At 63.2% G+C, this 18,520-nt stretch carries 17 protein-coding genes and 1 pseudogene; 9 read left to right on the forward strand and 9 right to left on the reverse strand.

From position 1 onward, the window contains the following. The first annotated feature begins 9 nt into the window (after window positions 1-9). The 3 genes from VK804_RS19645 (at window position 10) to VK804_RS19655 (ending at window position 3,498) form a co-directional block, all read left to right on the forward strand. On the forward strand, window positions 10-867 hold the full coding sequence (locus VK804_RS19645) for a D-amino-acid transaminase (protein WP_325373293.1): 858 nt from the start codon (window positions 10-12) through the stop codon (window positions 865-867). Window positions 868-1,061: 194 nt separating this feature from the next. Further along, on the forward strand, window positions 1,062-2,294 hold the full coding sequence (locus VK804_RS19650; RefSeq protein WP_325373295.1) for a serine hydrolase domain-containing protein: 1,233 nt from the start codon (window positions 1,062-1,064) through the stop codon (window positions 2,292-2,294). Between the two features lie 16 nt (window positions 2,295-2,310). Continuing rightward, the gene (locus tag VK804_RS19655; protein WP_325373297.1) at window positions 2,311-3,498 is read left to right on the forward strand and encodes an acyltransferase; all 1,188 of its coding nucleotides are present in this window, start codon (window positions 2,311-2,313) and stop codon (window positions 3,496-3,498) included. 97 nt (window positions 3,499-3,595) lie between these two features. Here the strand turns inward: VK804_RS19655 and VK804_RS19660 are convergent, their stop codons facing one another. Then, on the reverse strand, window positions 3,596-4,552 hold the full coding sequence (locus VK804_RS19660; RefSeq protein WP_325373299.1) for an ABC transporter substrate-binding protein: 957 nt from the start codon (window positions 4,550-4,552) through the stop codon (window positions 3,596-3,598). Between the two features lie 129 nt (window positions 4,553-4,681). Next, window positions 4,682-5,752 carry a peptidyl-alpha-hydroxyglycine alpha-amidating lyase family protein gene (locus VK804_RS19665; RefSeq protein ID WP_325373301.1) on the reverse strand — a complete coding sequence of 357 codons (1,071 nt, stop codon included), beginning with the start codon at window positions 5,750-5,752 and terminating at the stop codon, window positions 4,682-4,684. A 190-nt stretch (window positions 5,753-5,942) separates the two neighbouring features. On the opposite strand from VK804_RS19665, the gene VK804_RS19670 reads away from it, so the two are divergent. The 6 genes from VK804_RS19670 to VK804_RS19695 all read left to right on the forward strand — a co-directional run bounded on the left by VK804_RS19670 (window position 5,943) and on the right by VK804_RS19695 (window position 11,434). Further along, complete coding sequence (locus VK804_RS19670; protein WP_325373303.1) at window positions 5,943-6,932, forward strand: tripartite tricarboxylate transporter substrate binding protein; 990 nt, start codon at window positions 5,943-5,945, stop codon at window positions 6,930-6,932. Window positions 6,933-7,059: 127 nt separating this feature from the next. Next, window positions 7,060-7,674 (forward strand): hypothetical protein, encoded by a 615-nt coding sequence (locus tag VK804_RS19675; protein WP_325373305.1) that lies wholly within the window; start codon window positions 7,060-7,062, stop codon window positions 7,672-7,674. A gap of 53 nt (window positions 7,675-7,727) precedes the next feature. After that, a complete protein-coding gene (locus VK804_RS19680; protein WP_325373307.1) occupies window positions 7,728-8,273 on the forward strand; it encodes a heme-binding protein in 546 nt (181 codons plus the stop codon). Window positions 8,274-8,496: 223 nt separating this feature from the next. Further along, window positions 8,497-8,676, forward strand: coding sequence for a DUF3311 domain-containing protein (locus VK804_RS19685; RefSeq protein WP_325373308.1), 180 nt, complete (start codon window positions 8,497-8,499; stop codon window positions 8,674-8,676). A gap of 36 nt (window positions 8,677-8,712) precedes the next feature. Next, on the forward strand, window positions 8,713-10,209 hold the full coding sequence (gene mctP, locus VK804_RS19690; protein WP_325373310.1) for a monocarboxylate uptake permease MctP: 1,497 nt from the start codon (window positions 8,713-8,715) through the stop codon (window positions 10,207-10,209). A 127-nt stretch (window positions 10,210-10,336) separates the two neighbouring features. Then, window positions 10,337-11,434 carry an alpha/beta hydrolase gene (locus VK804_RS19695; RefSeq protein WP_325373311.1) on the forward strand — a complete coding sequence of 366 codons (1,098 nt, stop codon included), beginning with the start codon at window positions 10,337-10,339 and terminating at the stop codon, window positions 11,432-11,434. 150 nt (window positions 11,435-11,584) lie between these two features. Here VK804_RS19695 and VK804_RS19700 read toward each other — a convergent pair whose 3' ends face one another. The 7 genes and pseudogenes from VK804_RS19700 to VK804_RS19730 all read right to left on the reverse strand — a co-directional run. Further along, window positions 11,585-12,568: a tripartite tricarboxylate transporter substrate binding protein gene (locus VK804_RS19700; protein ID WP_325373312.1), complete on the reverse strand. Its 984-nt coding sequence runs from the start codon at window positions 12,566-12,568 to the stop codon at window positions 11,585-11,587. Between the two features lie 9 nt (window positions 12,569-12,577). Continuing rightward, window positions 12,578-14,311, reverse strand: coding sequence for a thiamine pyrophosphate-requiring protein (locus VK804_RS19705; protein ID WP_325373314.1), 1,734 nt, complete (start codon window positions 14,309-14,311; stop codon window positions 12,578-12,580). Continuing rightward, window positions 14,308-15,108, reverse strand: coding sequence for a fumarylacetoacetate hydrolase family protein (locus VK804_RS19710; protein WP_325373315.1), 801 nt, complete (start codon window positions 15,106-15,108; stop codon window positions 14,308-14,310). The genes VK804_RS19705 and VK804_RS19710 overlap by 4 nt, the downstream gene beginning before the upstream one ends. A gap of 13 nt (window positions 15,109-15,121) precedes the next feature. Further along, on the reverse strand, window positions 15,122-16,489 hold the full coding sequence (locus VK804_RS19715) for an LLM class flavin-dependent oxidoreductase (protein ID WP_325373316.1): 1,368 nt from the start codon (window positions 16,487-16,489) through the stop codon (window positions 15,122-15,124). 32 nt (window positions 16,490-16,521) lie between these two features. Further along, on the reverse strand, window positions 16,522-17,574 hold the full coding sequence (locus VK804_RS19720; protein ID WP_325373317.1) for an Ldh family oxidoreductase: 1,053 nt from the start codon (window positions 17,572-17,574) through the stop codon (window positions 16,522-16,524). Between the two features lie 143 nt (window positions 17,575-17,717). Then, window positions 17,718-18,032 carry a hypothetical protein gene (locus VK804_RS19725; RefSeq protein ID WP_325373318.1) on the reverse strand — a complete coding sequence of 105 codons (315 nt, stop codon included), beginning with the start codon at window positions 18,030-18,032 and terminating at the stop codon, window positions 17,718-17,720. A gap of 32 nt (window positions 18,033-18,064) precedes the next feature. Continuing rightward, window positions 18,065-18,520: pseudogene (locus tag VK804_RS19730) on the reverse strand (hypothetical protein); the annotation flags it as partial.

Consider the following 18,520-nt stretch of genomic DNA (forward strand, 5'->3'; position numbering starts at 1 on the left):
AGAATTCGCTTGGACCAGATCGCCTACGTCAACGGGTCGTTCGTGCCGATGTCAGAGGCCAAGGTCTCGATACTGGACCGCGGCTTTCTGTTCGCCGACGGCATCTACGAGGTGGCCGCCGTGCTCGACGGCAAGTTGATCGACAATGCCTCGCATCTGGCGCGGCTGGAGCGCTCGGTCGGCGAGATATCGCTGGCGCTTCCGGAGACCACCGGGCGGATTCAGGAGATCCAGCGAGAGTTGGTAGCGCGCAACAACCTCGTCAACGGCATGGTCTACCTGGAGGTGACGCGCGGCGCCGATACAGGACGCGATTTTGCCTTTCCCAAGGGAGTGAAGCCGACGCTGATCATGTTCACGTCGGTGAAGGACATCGTCAACGCGGCATCGGCCAAGACCGGGATCGGCGTGATCACGGTGCCGGACATCCGCTGGACCCGACGCGACATCAAGAGCGTGGCGCTGCTCGCGCAGGTGCTGGCAAAGCAGGCCGCCGCCGAAGCCGGCGCCGGCGAGGCCTGGATGATCGAGGACGGCAAGGTCACCGAAGGGGGATCGTCGTCGGCCTTCATCCTGACCCAGGACGACGTACTGGTGACGCGGCATAACGGCAGCGAAATCCTGCCCGGCTGCACCCGCAAGGCGGTGGTCAAGCTTGCCGAGGAGCGCCAGCTTCGCGTCGAGGAGCGGCCGTTCACGGTCGACGAGGCACTGGCCGCCAAGGAAGCCTTCATCACCTCCGCCACCGTATTCGTGCAGGCGGTGGTGTCGATCGACGGCAAGACGGTCGCCAACGGCAAGCCCGGTCCGATGACCGACCGCTTGCGCGAGATCTACGTCGATTTTGCCCGCGCCACCGCGGTGTGAATCGAGGCCGCAACGGCGCGCTTACGCCGCCGCTTGGCCCCCGAGGAATTGAACGGAAGCGCACGTTTCGACAAAGCGGCGTCTGGATCGAATTGCAGCAATGCAATAATCTCATCTGCATGCGGCTCGCAAGGTCCCAGCCTCAACCCATCATTTCCGGCAATTTCGCGTCGGTCCGCCCGTATGTCGCGGCCGTGGCCGCTGCCATTTCGGCCACGGCTCCCTTGTCGGCGGCCGATCCCGCCTTTGGACCCCCACCCGGCGCCAAATTGGCGCTGGAAAAACTCGCCCCGATCGAGGATTTCGTCAACGGCGAGATCGCCGGAGGCAGGATTCCCGGCGCCATCGTCCTGATCCAGCGCCACGGCCAGCCGGTCTATTTCAAATGCTTCGGCCAACGCGACGTCGAGAAGGGCGTGCCGATGACGGCGGACACCATCTTCCCGATTCATTCGGTCACCAAAACCATCACCAGCGTGGCGGCGATGATGCTGATCGACCGGGGCAAGATCGCGCTCGACGACCCCGTCAGCAAATACATTCCCTCCTTCGCCGGCGTGAAGGTCGGCGTCGAGCGCAAGGACGAGGCCGGCAAGCCGGTGCTCGACCTGGTGCCGCCGTGGCGGCCGATCAACATCGAGGATTTATTGCTGCAGACCTCCGGCATCACCTACGGCTTCTATGGCGAGGGGCTGGTCAAGGCCGCCTATGCCGGCATCTATCTCGGCGATTTCGACAACGCCGGATTCGCCGAGCGGATCGCCAAGCTGCCGCTGGCCGAACAGCCGCGCACGCTGTGGGACTACGGGCATTCGACCGACATTGTCGGCCGCGTGATCGAGGTTGCCTCTGGACAGTCGCTCTATCAATTCGAGAAGACGCACCTGCTCGATCCGCTCGGGATGAAGACCACCAAGTTCTTCCTGACCGATCCGGCCGAGCGCGCGCGCTATGCCTACCCGCTTGCCAAGGACCGGCATGTCGAGCGAAACTCGCTTCAAATCACGCGATGGGAATCCGGCGGCGGCGGGATGGTCTCGACCATCGCCGATTTTGCGCGCTACGGGCAGATGCTGCTCAATGGTGGGACGCTGGACGGCACGACCTATCTCAGCCCAAAGACCTTCGCCGCGATGACCACCGATCACATCGGCCCGGGGTCGGGGGTCGCACGCGACTATTTCTATTATCCCGGCGACGGATTCGGATTCGGCTATGGGTTTGGGATCCGCACCGATCCCGGCAATGCGGTGCCGCCGCCGCCGGGCTCGCTCGGGGAAATCAAGTGGGATGGCGCCACCGGCGTCTACATCGTGGTAGACCGTGCCGAGGACATGTTTTTCGTCGTCATGCAGGATTCGCCTTCCGGGCGGATGCACGTCATAACGACGATCAAGAAGATCATCTACGACGCCTTCGAGAAATGATTTTCGGATGAAGCCGATGCAGCGTAGCACCAGCGAAAGCGCCACCCCCGCGAAACAGACGGCCCGCATTGTCGCGCTCGACCGGGCGCGCACGTTCACGACGCTGTTGGTGGTGATCCACCATTCCGTCGTCAATTTTACCTGGTTCGGCAATGGCGACCGGATGCGCTGGCTCGGCTTCGACCTGGTCGTCCTGTTCAACGACAGCTTCTTCATGGCCTTCATGTTCCTGATCTCGGGACTGTTCGTCCATGACAGCCTGACCCGGCGGGGAGCGGCGGGATATTTGCGCGCCCGCGCCTGGCGGCTGGGCGTGCCGCTGCTGGTGTCGATCTTCGTGCTGATCCCGATCGCCTATTACGCCTCATTCCTGCGCTATCATTTCCCGGGCACGACCGACTTCAACTTCTTCCATTTCTGGTGGCACACCATAACGATCGGGCCGTGGCCCTCGGGACAGGCCTGGTTTCTATGGGTGCTGCTTGCGCTCGACATCATCGCTGCAGCGGTCTGGTCGACCGCGCCGCAGATATTTGCGGCCTTTGGCCGGTTGATCGATGGCTTGCGCAACCGGCCGATGACGGCCTTTGTCGCCTTCCTGGCCGTCTCCATTGCATCCTATCTGCCGTTGCATCTGGCGTTTGGCGACGGAAGCTGGTTCGAGCCGGGCCATTATCCGTTCCCGATACAGACCAGCCGCATCCTGCTCTATCCCGCCTGCTTCTTTACCGGCGTCGGCATCGGCGTCGTCAGCCTGAGAACGGGCATCCTTGCGGAGCATGGCGAGATCGCCAAACGCTGGCCGGTCTGGCTTGCCTTCGCGGTGCTGTTCTATGGCGCCATCCTGCTGCTGGTCTATGCCCACCACAATTGGATCGCGAATTTCGCATCTCCTGCGCTGTGGTGGAGAACGGCCTATGGCATAGCTTTCGCGTCATTCAGTGCCGCGATGGCATTCACGGTGCCGGCGACGTCGTTGCGGTTGGCGCACTCCAGCCTAAAACTGCTCGACGCCATGCAGCCATCGGCCTACGGCATCTATCTCGTGCACTACATCTTCATCATCTGGCTGCAATATGTCGTCTACGATCCGGCGTTTCCCGCCGGAGTCAAAGCTGCGATCGTGTTTATCGGCACGCTGTCCGGAAGCTGGATACTCACGCTAATGTTGCGCAGGATTCCGGTGGTGGCGCGAATGATTTAGGGCGCCTTCTCATAAATTTCGGAAGGTCCGCTTCACCCCAAAAACGACCAAGACCCTGCGGCGGTGCAATAAGTCGCGATCAGGGCATCAACGCAAACTATTCGATCACCTCGTCGGCGCGAGCAACCACTGAAGCGGGCACTGTTATGCCGAGCGACTTGGCTGTCTTGAGATTGATGGAGAGGTGGAAACGTGTAGGTTGCTCGAATGGCAGGTCCGCCGGGTTGGCTCCCTTAAAAATGCGATCAATCAAAGAGGTCGCGCGATCGTAGATTTCATCCAAGTCCGGGCTATAGGACGACAGGCCGCCTTCGCGCACATAGTTTGCCCGCTCGTAGGTGGCCGGCAGCCGATGTTTTTCGGCAAATTCGTAGACCCGTCGGCGATTCAAGCGAGTGAGTGCATCCGAGACCAAGAGAATTGCATCCGGCGGGTCGCGCACCATGCTTGCGAAAGCTTCGTCAAAATCGTCCGGTTCACGCACGGCGAGTGCTTGCACCCGAGCTCCAATTGCCCGCGCGGCGTCCGCCGCCCCCTGGTATCGCAGCGTCATGCCCAGATCGCGCGCATTCCAGAGCATTGCGACCGTGCGCACCGAAGGCACCATGTCTTTGATCAGTTCGAGACGCTTGGGAGCAAGTTCGATGGCCATATCAGAGACGCCGGTTACGTTGCCGCCTGGCCGCGACAGACTTTTGACCAAGCCGGTCGCAACGGGATCTCCGCCCGCTTCGGTCGACACGATTGGAATGGTTGTCGTGGCGTCCTTGGCGGCCATGGCCGCGGGAAAGCTGAAGGTAAGGATCACGTCTACATTGCTCGCGACAAGATCCTTGGCAAGCTCTGGCAGCTGTTCAGTGTGGATCCCGCTAGCGCGGATTTCGAGCGCGATATTGCGATCGGGTGTGTAGCCGTGACTCGCCAAAGCGTGGAGCATCGCGTCAAAAATGCTCTTGGCGTCCGCGGGTCCATCGGTACTGAGGATCCCGATGCGGTAGACCTTTGACGCAGTCTGAGCGAGCCCCGCAAACGGCCATGCGGTGATTGCGCTCACGATGGACGCAATGAATTCCCTCCGCCGCATCGGATTTCCCCTGGGCCAAGCGCCTTACGCTATCACATTACGGAACGAGGGCCGCATTCGCGCGGACCCGTTGGCATCGCCCCGGAATGACGGCCATTGCTACGGCTTCAAAATCAGCTTCTGCACCCGCCAGTTCAACAACTCGGCCGCCCAGAGCACGTTCTCCGACGGGCATGCCATGGCGTGGATCCAGCCGAACTGCTTCAGTTGCTTGCCGGATTTGCCGAGCACCCCCAGCACCTTGCCCTCGAGGCTGAGCTTGTAGATGCGGCCGGGCCAGGAGTCGGAGCTGTATAGCACCTGGTTGGGCGGTGGCGTAATGCAGATCGACCATGGCGAGCCCGGCGCGAAGGTGCCGCCTGCCATCATCGCCTCATCGGGGATCTTGCCGATCGCAGGTTTCGCGTCCGGCGGCACCGGCACGTCGATTGTGAACTGGCGCAGGAACTTGCCGTCGCCGTCGAACACCTGGATGCGGTGGTTGCCGCGGTCGGCGACATAGACATTGCCCTTGGCGTCGGTCGCGATCGAATGCGGGGTGTTGAACTGGCCGTGTTCCTTGCCGCGCTCGCCCCAGGATTTCAGCCAGTTGCCGTCCTTGTCGACTTTGGCGACGCGCGAATTGATATAGCCGTCGCTGATGAAGGTGTTGCCCTCCTTGTCCCAGGCGACATCGGTGACCTGGCGAAAGCGGCCGTCATCGGCCGGCAGCGGCGGCTTCGGATGTTTTAATGGGGCGGTATCTTCATCGGAGGCTTCCTGCTTGCGGCCGAACACCATGACGACACGGCCCTCGGGATCGAACTTGATCACCATGTCGGAGCCCTTGTCGGTGACCCAGATGTTGTCCTGGGGATCGATCTTCACCGTGTGCGCGAACGACCAGGCATAGAGGTTCTTGCCGATTTCGCGGACGAACGCGCCCTTGGCGTCGAATTCCAGCAGTTGCGTCGCCGCCGCCGCGTAGGCCGGCCCCGACGTATTGCCGCGCGACAGCGCGAAGACGTGGCCCTTGGAATTGACCGCGACGCCCGACACTTCGCCGAAATACATGTTGGTCGGCAATTTGAGCGGATTGGCAACCGACTCGAAGGCGATTTGCGGCACCGCCTGCTGCGCAAGGGCCGGTGGTCCAACCAACAGCAACAATCCGGCCAGCCAGTGCTTCATGAGTTCCTCCCGAAAATATTCTTGTCGTTGCGATTGACGCTAGTCCATCCGGGGTCCCGACGTCCATCCTCGCGCGCCGCATCAGCCGTCATGACGGTTCGTCTTCTGGCGCATGGCGCTGCGTCGGATGCCGTGATCTGCTATGGCAGTCGGAGACTTCAGTGAAAACTTCAATTGTGAGTGGATGCGCATGCCGTTTGGGCCAAAGACAAAAACCGCCTCCGTTCTGTTCGCGCTTGCAGCATTCTGGCTCTCGGCATTTTCGGTTAGTCCCGCGCTGGCCGGTTATCCCGACAGGATCGTCCGGATCGTCGTTCCCTTTGCTCCGGGCGGCGGCACCGATGTGGTGGCGCGCACGCTGGCGCAGGAGCTGGCGAAGGATCTGGGTGTCTCCGTCGTCGTCGAGAACAAGCCGGGCGCGGGGACCATCATCGGCACCCAGGCGGTGGCGACCAGCGAGCCGGACGGCTACACGCTCTTGATGGGGACCTTTGCCAATGCCGTCAATCCAAGCCTCAAGGCGAGCCTGCCCTACGATCCGCACAAGGATTTCGCAGCGGTCGCGCTGGTGGCGCGGTCCTTCAATATCGTCGTGGTCAATCCCAAATCTCCGATCAGATCGATCGCCGACCTGATCGCGGCGGCGAAGGCCGATCCTGGGAAACTATCGTACGGCACCTATGGCACCGGCACTTCGGCGCATCTGGCGGGCGAACTTTTCAAGAACCTCGCCAAGGTCGATCTGACGACGGTACCCTACAAGGGCGCGGCGCCCGGGATTACCGACCTGATCGGCGGCCAGATCCAGGTGATGTTCACGACGGTGGCCAGCGCCGCATCGTTGATCCAGGCCGGACAGCTGCGTGCGCTCGCCGTAACCTCGGCGCAACGCTCGCCCGCGTTTCCCGATCTGCCGACTGTCGCCGAGGCCGGCGTTCCCGGCTATGAGGCCGAGAGTTGGTACGGCCTGTTTGCGCCGGCTAAGACGCCAAAAGACGTCATCGATCGCCTCAACAAGTCGGCCGCAGCAGCGGTTCAATCGGAGGTCTTCAAAAAGCTCGCCGTCAACGAGGGTCTTGTGATGGTCGCGAGTCCGCCGGAGGAGCTGGATCGCTACTTTAGCAGCGAGGAGGAACGCTGGCGCAAGGTGATCCGGGACGCGGGCGTCAAGGAAGACTAGCGGGCGCCTTTGGCCGTTCTCCAGAGATCGATTTGTTTCGGAATATTACAAGGCCCGAGGGGTTGCAGGGGAGGCATCCGCAGCATCAAACGCTGCGCCGTGAGCCGTTAACTCGAGGAGTACCACTATGTCCGGCATGATCCAGCGCGTTCTGGCAGCCCTTAGCTTTGCTCTTGTCTACGTGATCGTGCCGGCTTCGGCCCAGGACACCGTCCGTATTCGCGGCACCATCGAAAAGGTCGACGGCCCGGTATACGTCGTCAAGAACCGCGACGGCGCGGAGTTGAAGCTGACGGTCACCGACAAGCCGCTGTTCGTCGCGATCGTGAAGTCGACGATGGCCGACATCAAGCCTGGCATGTATGTGGGGTCGACGGGCGTGACCCAGCCCGACGGCAGCCAGAAGGCCATCGAGGTGCACATCTTTCCGGAATCAATGCGTGGCGTCGGCGAAGGCCATTACGATTGGGATCTCAAGCCGAACACCAAGATGACCAACGCCAATGTCGAGCAGACCGTTGCCGGGGTGGATGGACCGGTGCTCTCAGTCAAATACAAGGATGGTGAGAAGAAGGTGATGGTGACGCCGGAGACCGCGGTGGTGACTTTCGTCAACGGGGACAGCAGCGACCTCAAGCCCGGGACCAAGATCTTTGTCGCCGCCGCGAAGAAGCAAGCGGATGGCACCCTGCAGACCCCGCGCATCACCTACGGCAAGGATGGCTTGACGCCGCCGATGTAAATGTTTGTATTCGATGACTTGCAACAAATAAGAACTTCAACTGGGAGGTTAGTATGCGTTTTATCGTTTCGACGATTCTGGCGGCTTCGGCCCTGGCGTTCCTGAGTCCGGCGGCCGTTGCACAGACGCCAACCCCGGCAACGCCGCCGGCGCAGCCCGCGGCGGGCGGCACGCCTGATGCGATGCCGTTCGATATTCCCTATGGCCAATCGATCGGGCTGGAGCGGGCCAAGCAGGTGGTGGCCGCGGCTGAAGCCGAGGCCAAGAAGCGGAACTGGAAGATGAACATCGCCGTGGTCGACACCAATGGCGAGATCGTCATGTTCGAGCGGATGGAAGGCGCGCAGATCGCATCCGGTCCGATCTCAATCGGCAAGGCCCGCACCTCAGCCCGCTTCCGGCGGGAGTCGCGGGTGTTCTACAACGTGTTTGAAGGCGGCCATGGCTATGTCAGCACGCTCGATCCCGGCCTGGTCGCGAGCCCCGGCGGGTATCCGCTGGTCGAGGGCGGTAAGCTGATCGGCGCGGTCGGCTGCAGCGGCGGCACCGGTGATCAGGACGCCGCCATCTGCAAGGTCGGCTCCGAGATCGTGAAATAACCGGCGTATTCCGCGCGGGGCGGAGCCTGCGCCTTGTCTTCGTTGGCGCCGCGGCGAGACATCGTCCGCGGCGCCAAGGTGTTTGTGCACGCGATCACGCAATTGCGTTCCGATCATCGCATTGCAACATCGGAAAATCGGCTGGCGCCGCGACAATTCATCCCCCAGATTGTTCCTTCGAGGGAACGCCGGCGAAGTCGCCGGCCAGAGCCGGAGGTCACCGATGCGGATCCTGTTGCTCGCGCCGTTCGTCGGGCTGCTGTGGGTGCCGTTCTATAATTTCCAGGAGCCGGCGCTGTTCGGCTTTCCATTTTTCTATTGGTATCAGCTTGCATGGGTGCCGATCACCTCGGTGCTGATCTGGCTGGTCCATCGTGCGCGCCCGCGCGACGACGCCCCGTAATTTCCCGATGGCAGATTTCTGACGAGGCTTTGAGCCATGGCCAACCAGATCGACTGGGTAGCTCTTGCGGTTTTCCTGTTCTTCTTTCTGCTCGTCACCGTGATGGGATTTCTGGCCGCGCGCTGGAAGGCCGGCCCGGTCAGCGCGCATCTCGACGAATGGGGGCTCGGCGGACGGCAGTTCGGCATCTGGATCACCTGGTTCCTGATCGGCGGCGATTTCTATACCGCCTACACCGTGATCGCGGTGCCGGCGCTGGTCTATGCGGTCGGCGCCTACGGCTTCTTCGCGCTGCCCTACACCATCATCGTCTATCCCTTCGTGTTCGCGGTGATGCCGCTATTGTGGAAGGTGGCGCAGGCCAATGGCTACGTCACCGCCGCCGACGTGGTCCATGGCACTTACGGTTCGCGCGGGCTCGAGCTCGCGGTGGCGCTGACCGGCATGGTCGCGACCATGCCCTATATCGCGCTGCAGCTGATCGGCATGGGGGTAACCATCAAGGCGATGGGCCTGACCGGCGACCTGCCGATCATCGCCGCCTTCATCATCCTTGCGCTCTACACCTATAGCTCCGGCTTGCGCGCGCCGGCGCTGATCGCCTTCGTCAAGGACATCATGATCTATATCGTGGTGCTGGTGGCGGTGATCGTGGTGCCGGCGCAGCTCGGCGGCTACGGCGCGGTATTCTCGGCCGCCAGTGATGCGTTCGCGGCCAAGGGCGGCGACACCGGGCTGATCTTGAAGCCTTCGCAGATACTGCCCTATGCGACGCTTGCGCTGGGCTCGGCGCTGGCGGCGTTCATGTATCCGCACACCTTGACCGGCGTGTTCGCCTCGAAATCCGCCGACACCATCCGCAAGAACGCGATCCTGCTGCCGGCCTATACGCTGTTGCTCGGCCTGATCGCGCTGCTCGGCTACATGGCCTATGCCGCGCATATCAAGGTGACATCGCCCAACGACGTGGTGCCCGAGCTGTTCAAGGCGCTGTTCTCCTCATGGTTTGCGGGCTTTGCGTTCGCGGCGATCGCGATCGGCGCGCTGGTGCCGGCCGCGGTCATGAGCATCGGCGCCGCGAACCTGTTCACCCGCAATGTCTGGAAATCCTATGTCGACCCCGGGATCAGCCATGCCGGCGAGGCGGCGGTGGCCAAGATCGCCTCGCTCGTCGTCAAGCTCGGCGCGCTCGCCTTCATATTGTTCCTGCCGGTGCAATATGCGCTCGACCTGCAGCTGCTCGGCGGCCTCTGGATCCTGCAGACCTTTCCGGCGCTGGTGTTCGGGCTGTTCACGCGCTGGTTCCGCTCGGAAGGACTCTTGGTCGGCTGGGCGGCGGGAATCTTGTGGGGATCGTGGACGGCGTGGAGCAATGGCCTGAAGCCGCTCGCGTCGATCGATCTCGGCGGCGCGCATTATGTCTTCTATGTCGGGCTCGGCGCGCTGGTGCTCAATGTCGTCGTCGCCGCGGTCGCGACCGTCATCGCCGGGCTGATCTCGCCGAAGCCGACCGGCGCTACTGCTCGATCTTGATGTTGCGCTCCTGCGAGCGCTTCGAGCTCATTTGAGCGTATTGCCAAGGCATCCTCGTTGCGTTTTATTGAAGCCAGGATGTCCACGACCGCAAGAGGTCGTAGAAGACAGGGTTGAGGGGGAGAGCATGTTGCGAATTGTGCGCCTGGTGACGGTGGCCTCGGCCCTTGCAATGACGACAGGTGCATTGGCGCAGTCGCCCGACTTTTCCGTTCTCGAACCGTCACAGAATGCCGCCAACGCCGCGCCGGGTGCGCGCACATTGCCGGCCAGGATCGTGCCCGTGCCGCAGGACATCGGCCCGGCCGCGCAGGCGCTGGTTGCCGCGCCATACCGCAGGCCGGCATGGAACGCCAATCCCGGTTCGGCGGAAGAATGGCGCGCGCTGGTCAAGAAACTCGCCGATGCATCGCTCCCCGTGCTGGCGAAGGCCCGGGAGACGCTCGGCGTGACGATGGAGCCGACCGTGATAGGCGGCGTCAAAGGGTTCGTGTTCACGCCCAGGATCATCCCGGACGCGCACAGGAACCAGCTCATCATCAACGTTCACGGCGGCGGCTATGTTTACGGTCCCGGCGAGGCGGGTACCGCCGAAGCCATGCTGATGGCTGCGTACGGCGGCTACAAGGTGATCGAGTTCGACTACCGCATGCCGCCGGACGCGCCTTATCCGGCCGCGATGGACGATGCGATGGCGGTCTGGAAGGCCGCGCTCACCATGCAGGACCCAAGCCGCATGGCCATCGTCGGGACATCGACCGGCGGTGGCATGACGCTGGCGATGATCCTGCGCGCCAAGCAGGAAGGCCTGGCGCTGCCGGCCGCCATCGCACCCGGCACGCCATGGTCCGACCTCACCGAGACCGGAGACAGCTACAAGACCAACGAGTGGCTGGACAATGTGCTCGTCAGCTACAGCGGTTACCTGAGCCACGCCGCCGCGCTATATGCCAACGGCCACGACATGAAGGACCCGCAGCTCTCGCCGATTTACGGCGACTTCCATGGCTTCCCGCCCGCGATCCTGACCACGGGAACGCGGGACCTGTTTCTGTCGAACACCGTCCGTACCCATCGAAAACTGCGGGAGGCCGGCGTCGAGGCCTATCTGCAGGTGTTCGAGGGCTTTTCTCACGCGCAATATCTCTTCGACCCGACCGCTCCCGAAACCAAGGAGGCGTTCGAAGAGATCACCGCATTCTTCGATCGGCACCTCGCCAAATGACTCGATGACGGCCGTTCCGGTGTGCCGGCAAAAAATCGCAAAACGACCCCATGCAAAGTAGAAGGCCTCGACCGGCAAACCCGGTGCTGGCTCGCTTCCGGGCATGAGAAAATGGTCCGTCGTCGCGCCCCGGCCTGATCCCATCCCGCGCTACTGTTCCATCTTGATGTTGGCGGCCTTGGCGACCGCGCCCCACCGGGCGATATCGGCGGCGAGGATTTTGGCGAATTCGTCCGACGTGTTGCCGACGGCGTCGATCCCGATCAGCTTCAGCCGCGCAACGATGTCGGGGAGCCTCGCGACCCGCATCAACTCGCGCTCGAGCTTGTTCACGACCGCGGGCGGCGTGGCCTTTGGTGCAAAAATGCCGCTCCACAAGACCGCGTCGACGTCGACGCCGGCTTCCTTCAGCGTCGGCACGTCGGGCAGGTCCTCCATTCGCCTCGGTGAGGTGACGGCGAGTGCCCGCACCGTTGCCGCCTTCACCTGGCTGGAGACGGGACCGGCGTCCGCGATCGTCATGGTGACCTGGTCCGAAACCACGGCCATCACCGCCTCGGTCGAGCTCTTGTAGGGAATGACCTGCATCGGCGCGCCGGTCTTCTGCTTGAACAGTTCGGTCACCAGCTGAAACGAAGCCGACGAACTTGCATAATTCATCTTGTCGGGATTGGCCTTGGCGTAGGCCACGAGCTCCGCGACCGATTTGATCGGCGAGGCCGCGTTGACGATCACGATCAGCGGGTAGGAGCCGAGTTCGGAGACGGCGGTAAAATCCCCCACCGCATCATAAGGCAGCTTGGCGTAGACAGCGGGATTGATCGACAGGCCGCTGGCGCTCATCAACAGCGTGTAGCCGTCGGGTGCGGATTTCGCGACGTATTCGGTCGCGGTGATCGCCCCGGCCCCGGGCTTGTTCTCGACGATCACGGGTTGGCCGAGGCCTTCCTGCATCTTCTGCGCAAAGATGCGCGCGATGATGTCGTTGCCGCCGCCGGCCGCGAATCCGACGATGATGTGGACGGCCCGCGTCGGGTATTTCGACGGGTCTTCCTGGGCGCGCGCCGAACTCGCCGTCAGGACGGTCAATGCGAGGTAGGCGCCGATCAGGTAGTGTCGGCAGGACGTGGTCATGGTCGCTCCTCAGAGCCGCGTGACGTGAACGTGCAGCACGGCGGCCTTGCCGTCATCGAGCGCTGCGAGGCAGCGGTCGATGGCGTCCGCAAGCCCGTCCGGCTCGCTGACGCGTTCGCCGTGGGCGCCGAACGCCTTGGCAACTTCCGAAAAGCCCCGCGCCTCGCCCTGACGGCCCGACGTCAGTCGCGACTGGAACTGGTCGGTCTCGGCCGCGATGCCCTTCGGATAGACCCGCTGCACCGCCGATTTCACCGCCTGCCAGCCGCCATTGTCCACGACCACCGTCAGCACCGGAAGCTGATATTGCTGCGCCACCGCATAGACGCTGTCGGGCGAGGAGAAATGAAAGCCGCCATCGCCGATCACCTGCACGATACGGCGATCGCCCTGCGCCAGCTTCAGCCCCAGTGCCATGCCGCCGGAGAAACCAAGGCCGCCGCCGGCCAGTCCCACATAGCTTGCGGGCCGGGTGCGCCTGAGGTGCTCCTGCAGGATCGGTCCGTTGCGGATCGCTTCGTTGATGACGATATCGTCCTGCGACAGTTTTGCGCCAAGCGTTGCGAATAAGAAGGCCGGACTGAGTGCGCCCGAAACGCCCTTGTTGGCGCTTGCCGCCGCGCGGCGCTTTTCGGACGTCTCGCGTGCGTCGCTCCAGCTTGCGATGCGATCGGCGACGCGCCGGCGCCAGGCGCCATCGGCGCGCGCCTCGACGGCATCGAGCACCTGCCGCAGCACAATGGCGCAATCGCCCTGGACGCGCATGTCGGTGGCAAATCCCCACATCGGAAATTCCGCCTTCAAGGGATCGATGTCGACCTGAATCCATTTGATCGCGCTGGCGCGCTTGGTGTAGCGCGGAATGAACGGCACGTCGGAATCGAGCAACAGCCCGAGGTCGGCTTGCTCCAGCAAGGGCAGCGGATCGAAGCCGGCAAAGCACGGCGAATCCTGCGGCATGTTGAGGTCGATCGAATTGAACTCCGCGACCCGGATGCCGCAGGTTCGCGCCAAGCGGTCGAGGATTTCGACGGCGTGCGGCTTGCGGCCGAGATAGGCGGTCAGCGCGATCGGGTTCTCCGCCGCCATCAGGGCTTGCACGATCGCCTCGACCCGAGCCGGCTCGATGCCGCCCGATTGCACGCTGCCATAGCGCGCCGGCGGATAGGCCGGCATCGCGGCGTCATCCCATTCTTCCGCCAGCGTCTCGCGCGGCAACATCATGTAGACCGGGCCGGGCGGATCGCTCTGCGCGAAGGCGTTGGCGCGCGCCAAGGCCTCCTTCACCACGACGCCGGAGGGCAGCGAATATTCCCATTTGACGTAGGGCCTGACGATGCTGGCGATATCGAACGGGTCCTGCACGAAATGCACATAGGCGTCGCGCGAGCCCGTCAATTCGCCGTGCAGGGTGTGGGGCGCGCGCCCGGCGAACAGCATCACCGGCAGACGGTAGCGAAACAGATTCTGGATCGCCATGCAGGCATTGGCGGTTCCGGCATCGACATGCACCAGCACCGCCTGGGCCCGACCGGTCGCCAGCGCGTAGCCGCCGGCCATATGGACGGCGACGACCTCGTGCGGGCATAGAATAATTTCGGGATGCTTGCGCCCCTCCTTGTCCCAGCGCGCCAGCTCCTCGATCAGCGAGACGTGGTCGGTGCCGAGATTGGCGAAGATGTAGTCGACCCCGAGATCGACCAGGCCTTCGAGGAAATGATGCGCGGTGGTGTGACGGCTCATGCCTTGCTTCCGGGCGGCGTCTCCCTGACGAATTTATTGCGAAGCGTGCCGATGCCGGTGATCTCGATTTCGACCACGTCGCCACTCTTGATATCGGGGGAAGCGCCGTCGGTGCCCATCCAGATCACGTCGCCCGGCCATAGCGTGAAATATTTCGTCATTTCGACGAGGAACGGTTTGATGCCGAAGATCATGTCGTTGGTGTGGAAGCGGCCGGTTTCCTTGCCGTTGACCTTGTTGATGGTCTCCATCTTGTCGAGACTGACCTCGGTCTCGATCCACGGCCCCATCGGCTTGAAGGTGTCGGCATTCTTGGCGCGCCACAGCCCCCGATCGGCCTTCTGCCAGGTGCGTTCGCTGACATCGTTGCCGATGGTGTAGCCGAACACGCAGGACATCGCATTCGCCTCGTCGAGGTGTTTTGCCTTCTTGCCGATCACGACCACCAATTCGCCTTCGTAGTGGATTTTCTCGGTAGCGTTCGCCGGGATCACGACGTTCTCGTCATGCGCGATCAGCGCGTTCTGGGCGCGGTAGCCGATCTCGGGCCGGTCCGGAATGTTGGGGACCGTGCCGGCCTTGTCGGCCGCTTCCTTGAGGTGCTTGAGATAGTTCAGCCCGACGCAATAGAAGGTGCGCGGCATCACCGGCAGTTCGATCCTGACGTCGCCGAGCGGATGCGAGCGCTGGGTGCGCTGCCATTCGCCGAAGGGGTCGCCGCTGACCGCGGTCACGCGATCGTTTTCGAGGATGCCCCAGGAGGTCTGTCCGTTCGCAGTGAATTTCAGCCAGCGCATGTCATTTCCCTTTTTATTCCGCCGCGACCTGCGGCTTGCTTTTCCATGCGCCGGCCGCCGGGCGCGGCAACCCGAGATTTTCGCGCAAGGTCTTGCCGGCGTAGTCCTTGTGGAACAAGCCGCGGCGCTGCAATTCGGGAACGACGTAGCGCACGAAATCGGCGTAAGACCCCGGCACATAGGTGGCTGCGATGACAAAACCGTCGCAGCCGCGGCCTGCAAACATCTCTTCCAGCCGGTCCGCGATCTCCTTCGGCCCGCCGACGATGGCGTCCGCGGTCTGGCCGCGGCCGGAGAAGGTGACAAAATCGCGCGCGCTGGGATTGGTCTTGCCCGAGGTTTTGAGCACGCCGTCGCGGATGCCGAGAATACCCTGCATGCCCTGCAGCTCTTCCGTGGTCAGCGGCTCGTCGATGCCCTTGGAGGCGAAATCGTAGTTCAGCCCTTCCGACAACAGCGACAGCGCGTCGATTTCCAGCGGCAGCTTTCCGATCAGCGCCATCTTGTCCTCGGCCTGGGATTTTGTCGCGCCGGATACCGGCGTGATCAGATTGCAGAGGAACATCTGGTCGGGATCGCGGCCGGCCTTGGCGGCCTCGTTCCGGATCGCGTCATAGCCCTGTTTGGCGTTTGTAAGATTGCGCGCCGCCGTGAAGATGACTTCGCCCCATCGCCCCGCGAAACGCTGGCCGCGGCCGCTAGCACCCGCCTGGATGATGACGGGATGGCCCTGGCTGGAGCGCGGCACCGTAAACGGCCCGCGCGACTTGAAGAATTGCCCCTTGTGATCGAGGCGTTTCACCTTGCTCGGATCGGCGAAGCGGCCGCTTTTTTTGTCCATCAGGAGCGAGCCGTCCTCCCAGCTGTCCCAGTGGCCGAGCACCACTTCCATGAATTCGTCGGCGCGGTCGTAACGGAAGTCGTGATCGAGATGGGCGTCCTTGCCCATATTGTGGGCTTCGCCGTCGTTGACCGAGGTGACCACGTTCCAGGCGGCGCGGCCGCCGGTCATCAGGTCGAGGGTGGCGAAGCGGCGGGCGACATCGAACGGCTCGTAATAGGTGGTGGAGCAGGTCGAGGCGAGGCCGAGCTTTTCGGTCGCCATTCCCATCGCCGTCAGCACGATGACGGGATCCATCTTCACGCAACGGATGCCGTATTCGACGGTGTGGGCGTGATCGTCGCCGTAACGATCCGGCATCGCCAGCCGGTCGTCGAAAAACCCCATGTGGAATTTTCCGGATTCCAGGATCCGGCCGATCTCCTGGTAGTAGTCCGCCGTCATCGAATCGTCGCGCGACTCCGGATGGCGCCATGAGCTTGGCAGGTTGGTGCAGTTCTGCGCCTGCAGGAAGCCGACCATCACCATTTGCCGCGTCATGTTGCTCTCCCTGTGGCCTGCCGAATGCGACGTCACGCCAGATCGAGTTCGTCGGCCAATTTGTATTCGCCGGCCAGCCCACGCAATTTGTCCCAGGTCGCGTCTTCGACGTCGATGCCGTGCGCCTTGCGCTGCTGTTCCCGGATATATTCGACCTCGCCCGGATAGAATACGCCGGTCGAGCCTTCGGAGGGCGGCGTCGCCTTGAGATATCGCGCGAATTCGGCGACCTCTTTCTTGAAATCCTTCAGCGGGCGGAACGCGGCGACGTTGAACACCGCCATGAAACATCCGTCATTGTGCCGCCCGGTGGGCTCGACGCCAAACCCCAGGCCCGTCAACAGCCCGCAGAGGACTTCGACCATCGCGGCGAGGCCAGACCCCTTGTAGCCTTCGGTGCCGCCGAGCGGCAGCAGTGCGCCACCCTTGCGGAATTGTTTGGGATCGGTGGTCTGCCGCCCCTCGCTGTCGACGATCCAGCCGGGTGGAATTTCCTCGCCGCGCGCGGCCGCGAGCTGGATCTTTCCGGCGGCGACCGCTGATGTCGCCATGTCCAGATAGAACGGCGCCTCGAGGTCCGACGGTACGGCGATCGAGATCGGATTGGTGCCGAGCCGCGCCTCGCGGCCGCCGAACGGCGCGACGTGTTTTGGCGAGCGGCCGGAATCGGCGGTGGCAAGCCCGATCATGCCCTCCCGCATCGCCATCATTGGGTAGGCGGCAAGCCGTCCGACATGGCTTTGACGGAACACCGTGCAAGCCGCGACATTGGCGGTCTTCGCCTTCTCGATCGTCAGCGCCATCGCCTTGGCGTTGACATGGAAACCAAAACCCCAGTGGCCGTCGATCACGGTCGTGGTCGGCGTCTCCTGCACGATGGTCCACTTCGCGCCGGGCACGATATGTCCGACCTTGATGCGGTCGATATAGGTCGGGATCGCGATCACCCCGTGGGAGTCATGGCCGGCGAGGTTGGCGTTGACGCAGCCGAGCGCCACGGCATTAGCCTCCTCGTCCGACGCTCCGGCAGCCCTGAGCAGCGCCGCGCCAATGCGCGTGAGACGGTCGGCCTGCACCATCGGCATGGGGTTTCCTCGGCTCAAAGCCCGCGCGGGAGCGGGTCTTGCTTGTTGTCGCAGCCATGGTCTCAAAGCGATGGCTTGAGGGCAAGTGGCAAGATATCGAAAATCGCGGGGGGCAGCCGGCGCCGCCGCGATTTTGGCTTCCGTTACGCGGGAACGGGATCCCTTGCATGGCCCGGAAAATCGCCGGGCCACGGCAATGACGTCTGGCCGGCGAGCGAATCGAGCAACACCTGCGCGCCATCGGCGAAAGACGAGCCGACGGGCAGTTCCATGCGTGCGCACCAGTCGGGCGCCATCGGCTGCTCGACGCCGAGCACCTCGAATGCCGGGCCCCACCACCATGCCGGCGCCTGCGATCTCTGATCTTGCGGAACCGCGCGCCACCGGGCGAATTCGCGCACGACGCGTTCGAACTGCACATTTGCGGCGGGATGCATCGGCTCCTCCAAGTCATTCATTATATCATATCCGTATATCCGTGCGCGCAATCTCAGCCAATGCGCGACGCCGAGGGCGTCTTGGCGGATCGCTCCGAGGTGGTCGGGCGGATCCACAGCCAGCCCACGATGCCGCCAAGCGCCGCGCAGAGCGCCGTCACCCGCAACACCGTGCGCAGCGCACGGTCGAACGCGGCGATGGCGCTTTCGGCGACGCCGGCCGTTCCGGCCAGCACCGCATTCAGCGCCTGGTTGGTTTGCCCGGGTGCGCCGCCGAAATGACGCGAAAAGCTTCCAAACAACACGGCGCCGAGCGCCGCGACGGCAAGCAGGCCGGCGATCCGGGCGACCGCGTTGTTGACGCCCGAAGCGATGCCGGCACGGATTTTGTCGACCGAGGCCATCACCGTCGATGTCAATGGCGGAACGGTGATGGTCATGCCGAGGCCGAACACCGCGATCGCCGGAAATACACCGGCCCAATAAGATTCCCTAAAGTCGACGAGGCC

The sequence above is a fragment of the Bradyrhizobium sp. genome (genome assembly GCF_035484855.1).
In the GTDB taxonomy this organism is placed as follows: domain Bacteria; phylum Pseudomonadota; class Alphaproteobacteria; order Rhizobiales; family Xanthobacteraceae; genus Bradyrhizobium.

What these genes read in the sequence shown, in the direction of transcription:
- VK804_RS19655 (WP_325373297.1), top strand. Translation starts at nt 2,311, where the DNA reads ATGCAGCGTAGCACCAGCGAAAGCGCCACCCCCGCGAAACAGACGGCC.
- VK804_RS19665 (WP_325373301.1), bottom strand. Translation starts at nt 5,752, where the DNA reads ATGAAGCACTGGCTGGCCGGATTGTTGCTGTTGGTTGGACCACCGGCC.
- VK804_RS19670 (WP_325373303.1), top strand. Translation starts at nt 5,943, where the DNA reads ATGCCGTTTGGGCCAAAGACAAAAACCGCCTCCGTTCTGTTCGCGCTT.
- VK804_RS19675 (WP_325373305.1), top strand. Translation starts at nt 7,060, where the DNA reads ATGTCCGGCATGATCCAGCGCGTTCTGGCAGCCCTTAGCTTTGCTCTT.
- VK804_RS19680 (WP_325373307.1), top strand. Translation starts at nt 7,728, where the DNA reads ATGCGTTTTATCGTTTCGACGATTCTGGCGGCTTCGGCCCTGGCGTTC.
- VK804_RS19685 (WP_325373308.1), top strand. Translation starts at nt 8,497, where the DNA reads ATGCGGATCCTGTTGCTCGCGCCGTTCGTCGGGCTGCTGTGGGTGCCG.
- mctP (WP_325373310.1), top strand. Translation starts at nt 8,713, where the DNA reads ATGGCCAACCAGATCGACTGGGTAGCTCTTGCGGTTTTCCTGTTCTTC.
- VK804_RS19695 (WP_325373311.1), top strand. Translation starts at nt 10,337, where the DNA reads ATGTTGCGAATTGTGCGCCTGGTGACGGTGGCCTCGGCCCTTGCAATG.
- VK804_RS19700 (WP_325373312.1), bottom strand. Translation starts at nt 12,568, where the DNA reads ATGACCACGTCCTGCCGACACTACCTGATCGGCGCCTACCTCGCATTG.
- VK804_RS19705 (WP_325373314.1), bottom strand. Translation starts at nt 14,311, where the DNA reads ATGAGCCGTCACACCACCGCGCATCATTTCCTCGAAGGCCTGGTCGAT.
- VK804_RS19710 (WP_325373315.1), bottom strand. Translation starts at nt 15,108, where the DNA reads ATGCGCTGGCTGAAATTCACTGCGAACGGACAGACCTCCTGGGGCATC.
- VK804_RS19715 (WP_325373316.1), bottom strand. Translation starts at nt 16,489, where the DNA reads ATGACGCGGCAAATGGTGATGGTCGGCTTCCTGCAGGCGCAGAACTGC.
- VK804_RS19720 (WP_325373317.1), bottom strand. Translation starts at nt 17,574, where the DNA reads ATGCCGATGGTGCAGGCCGACCGTCTCACGCGCATTGGCGCGGCGCTG.
- VK804_RS19725 (WP_325373318.1), bottom strand. Translation starts at nt 18,032, where the DNA reads ATGAATGACTTGGAGGAGCCGATGCATCCCGCCGCAAATGTGCAGTTC.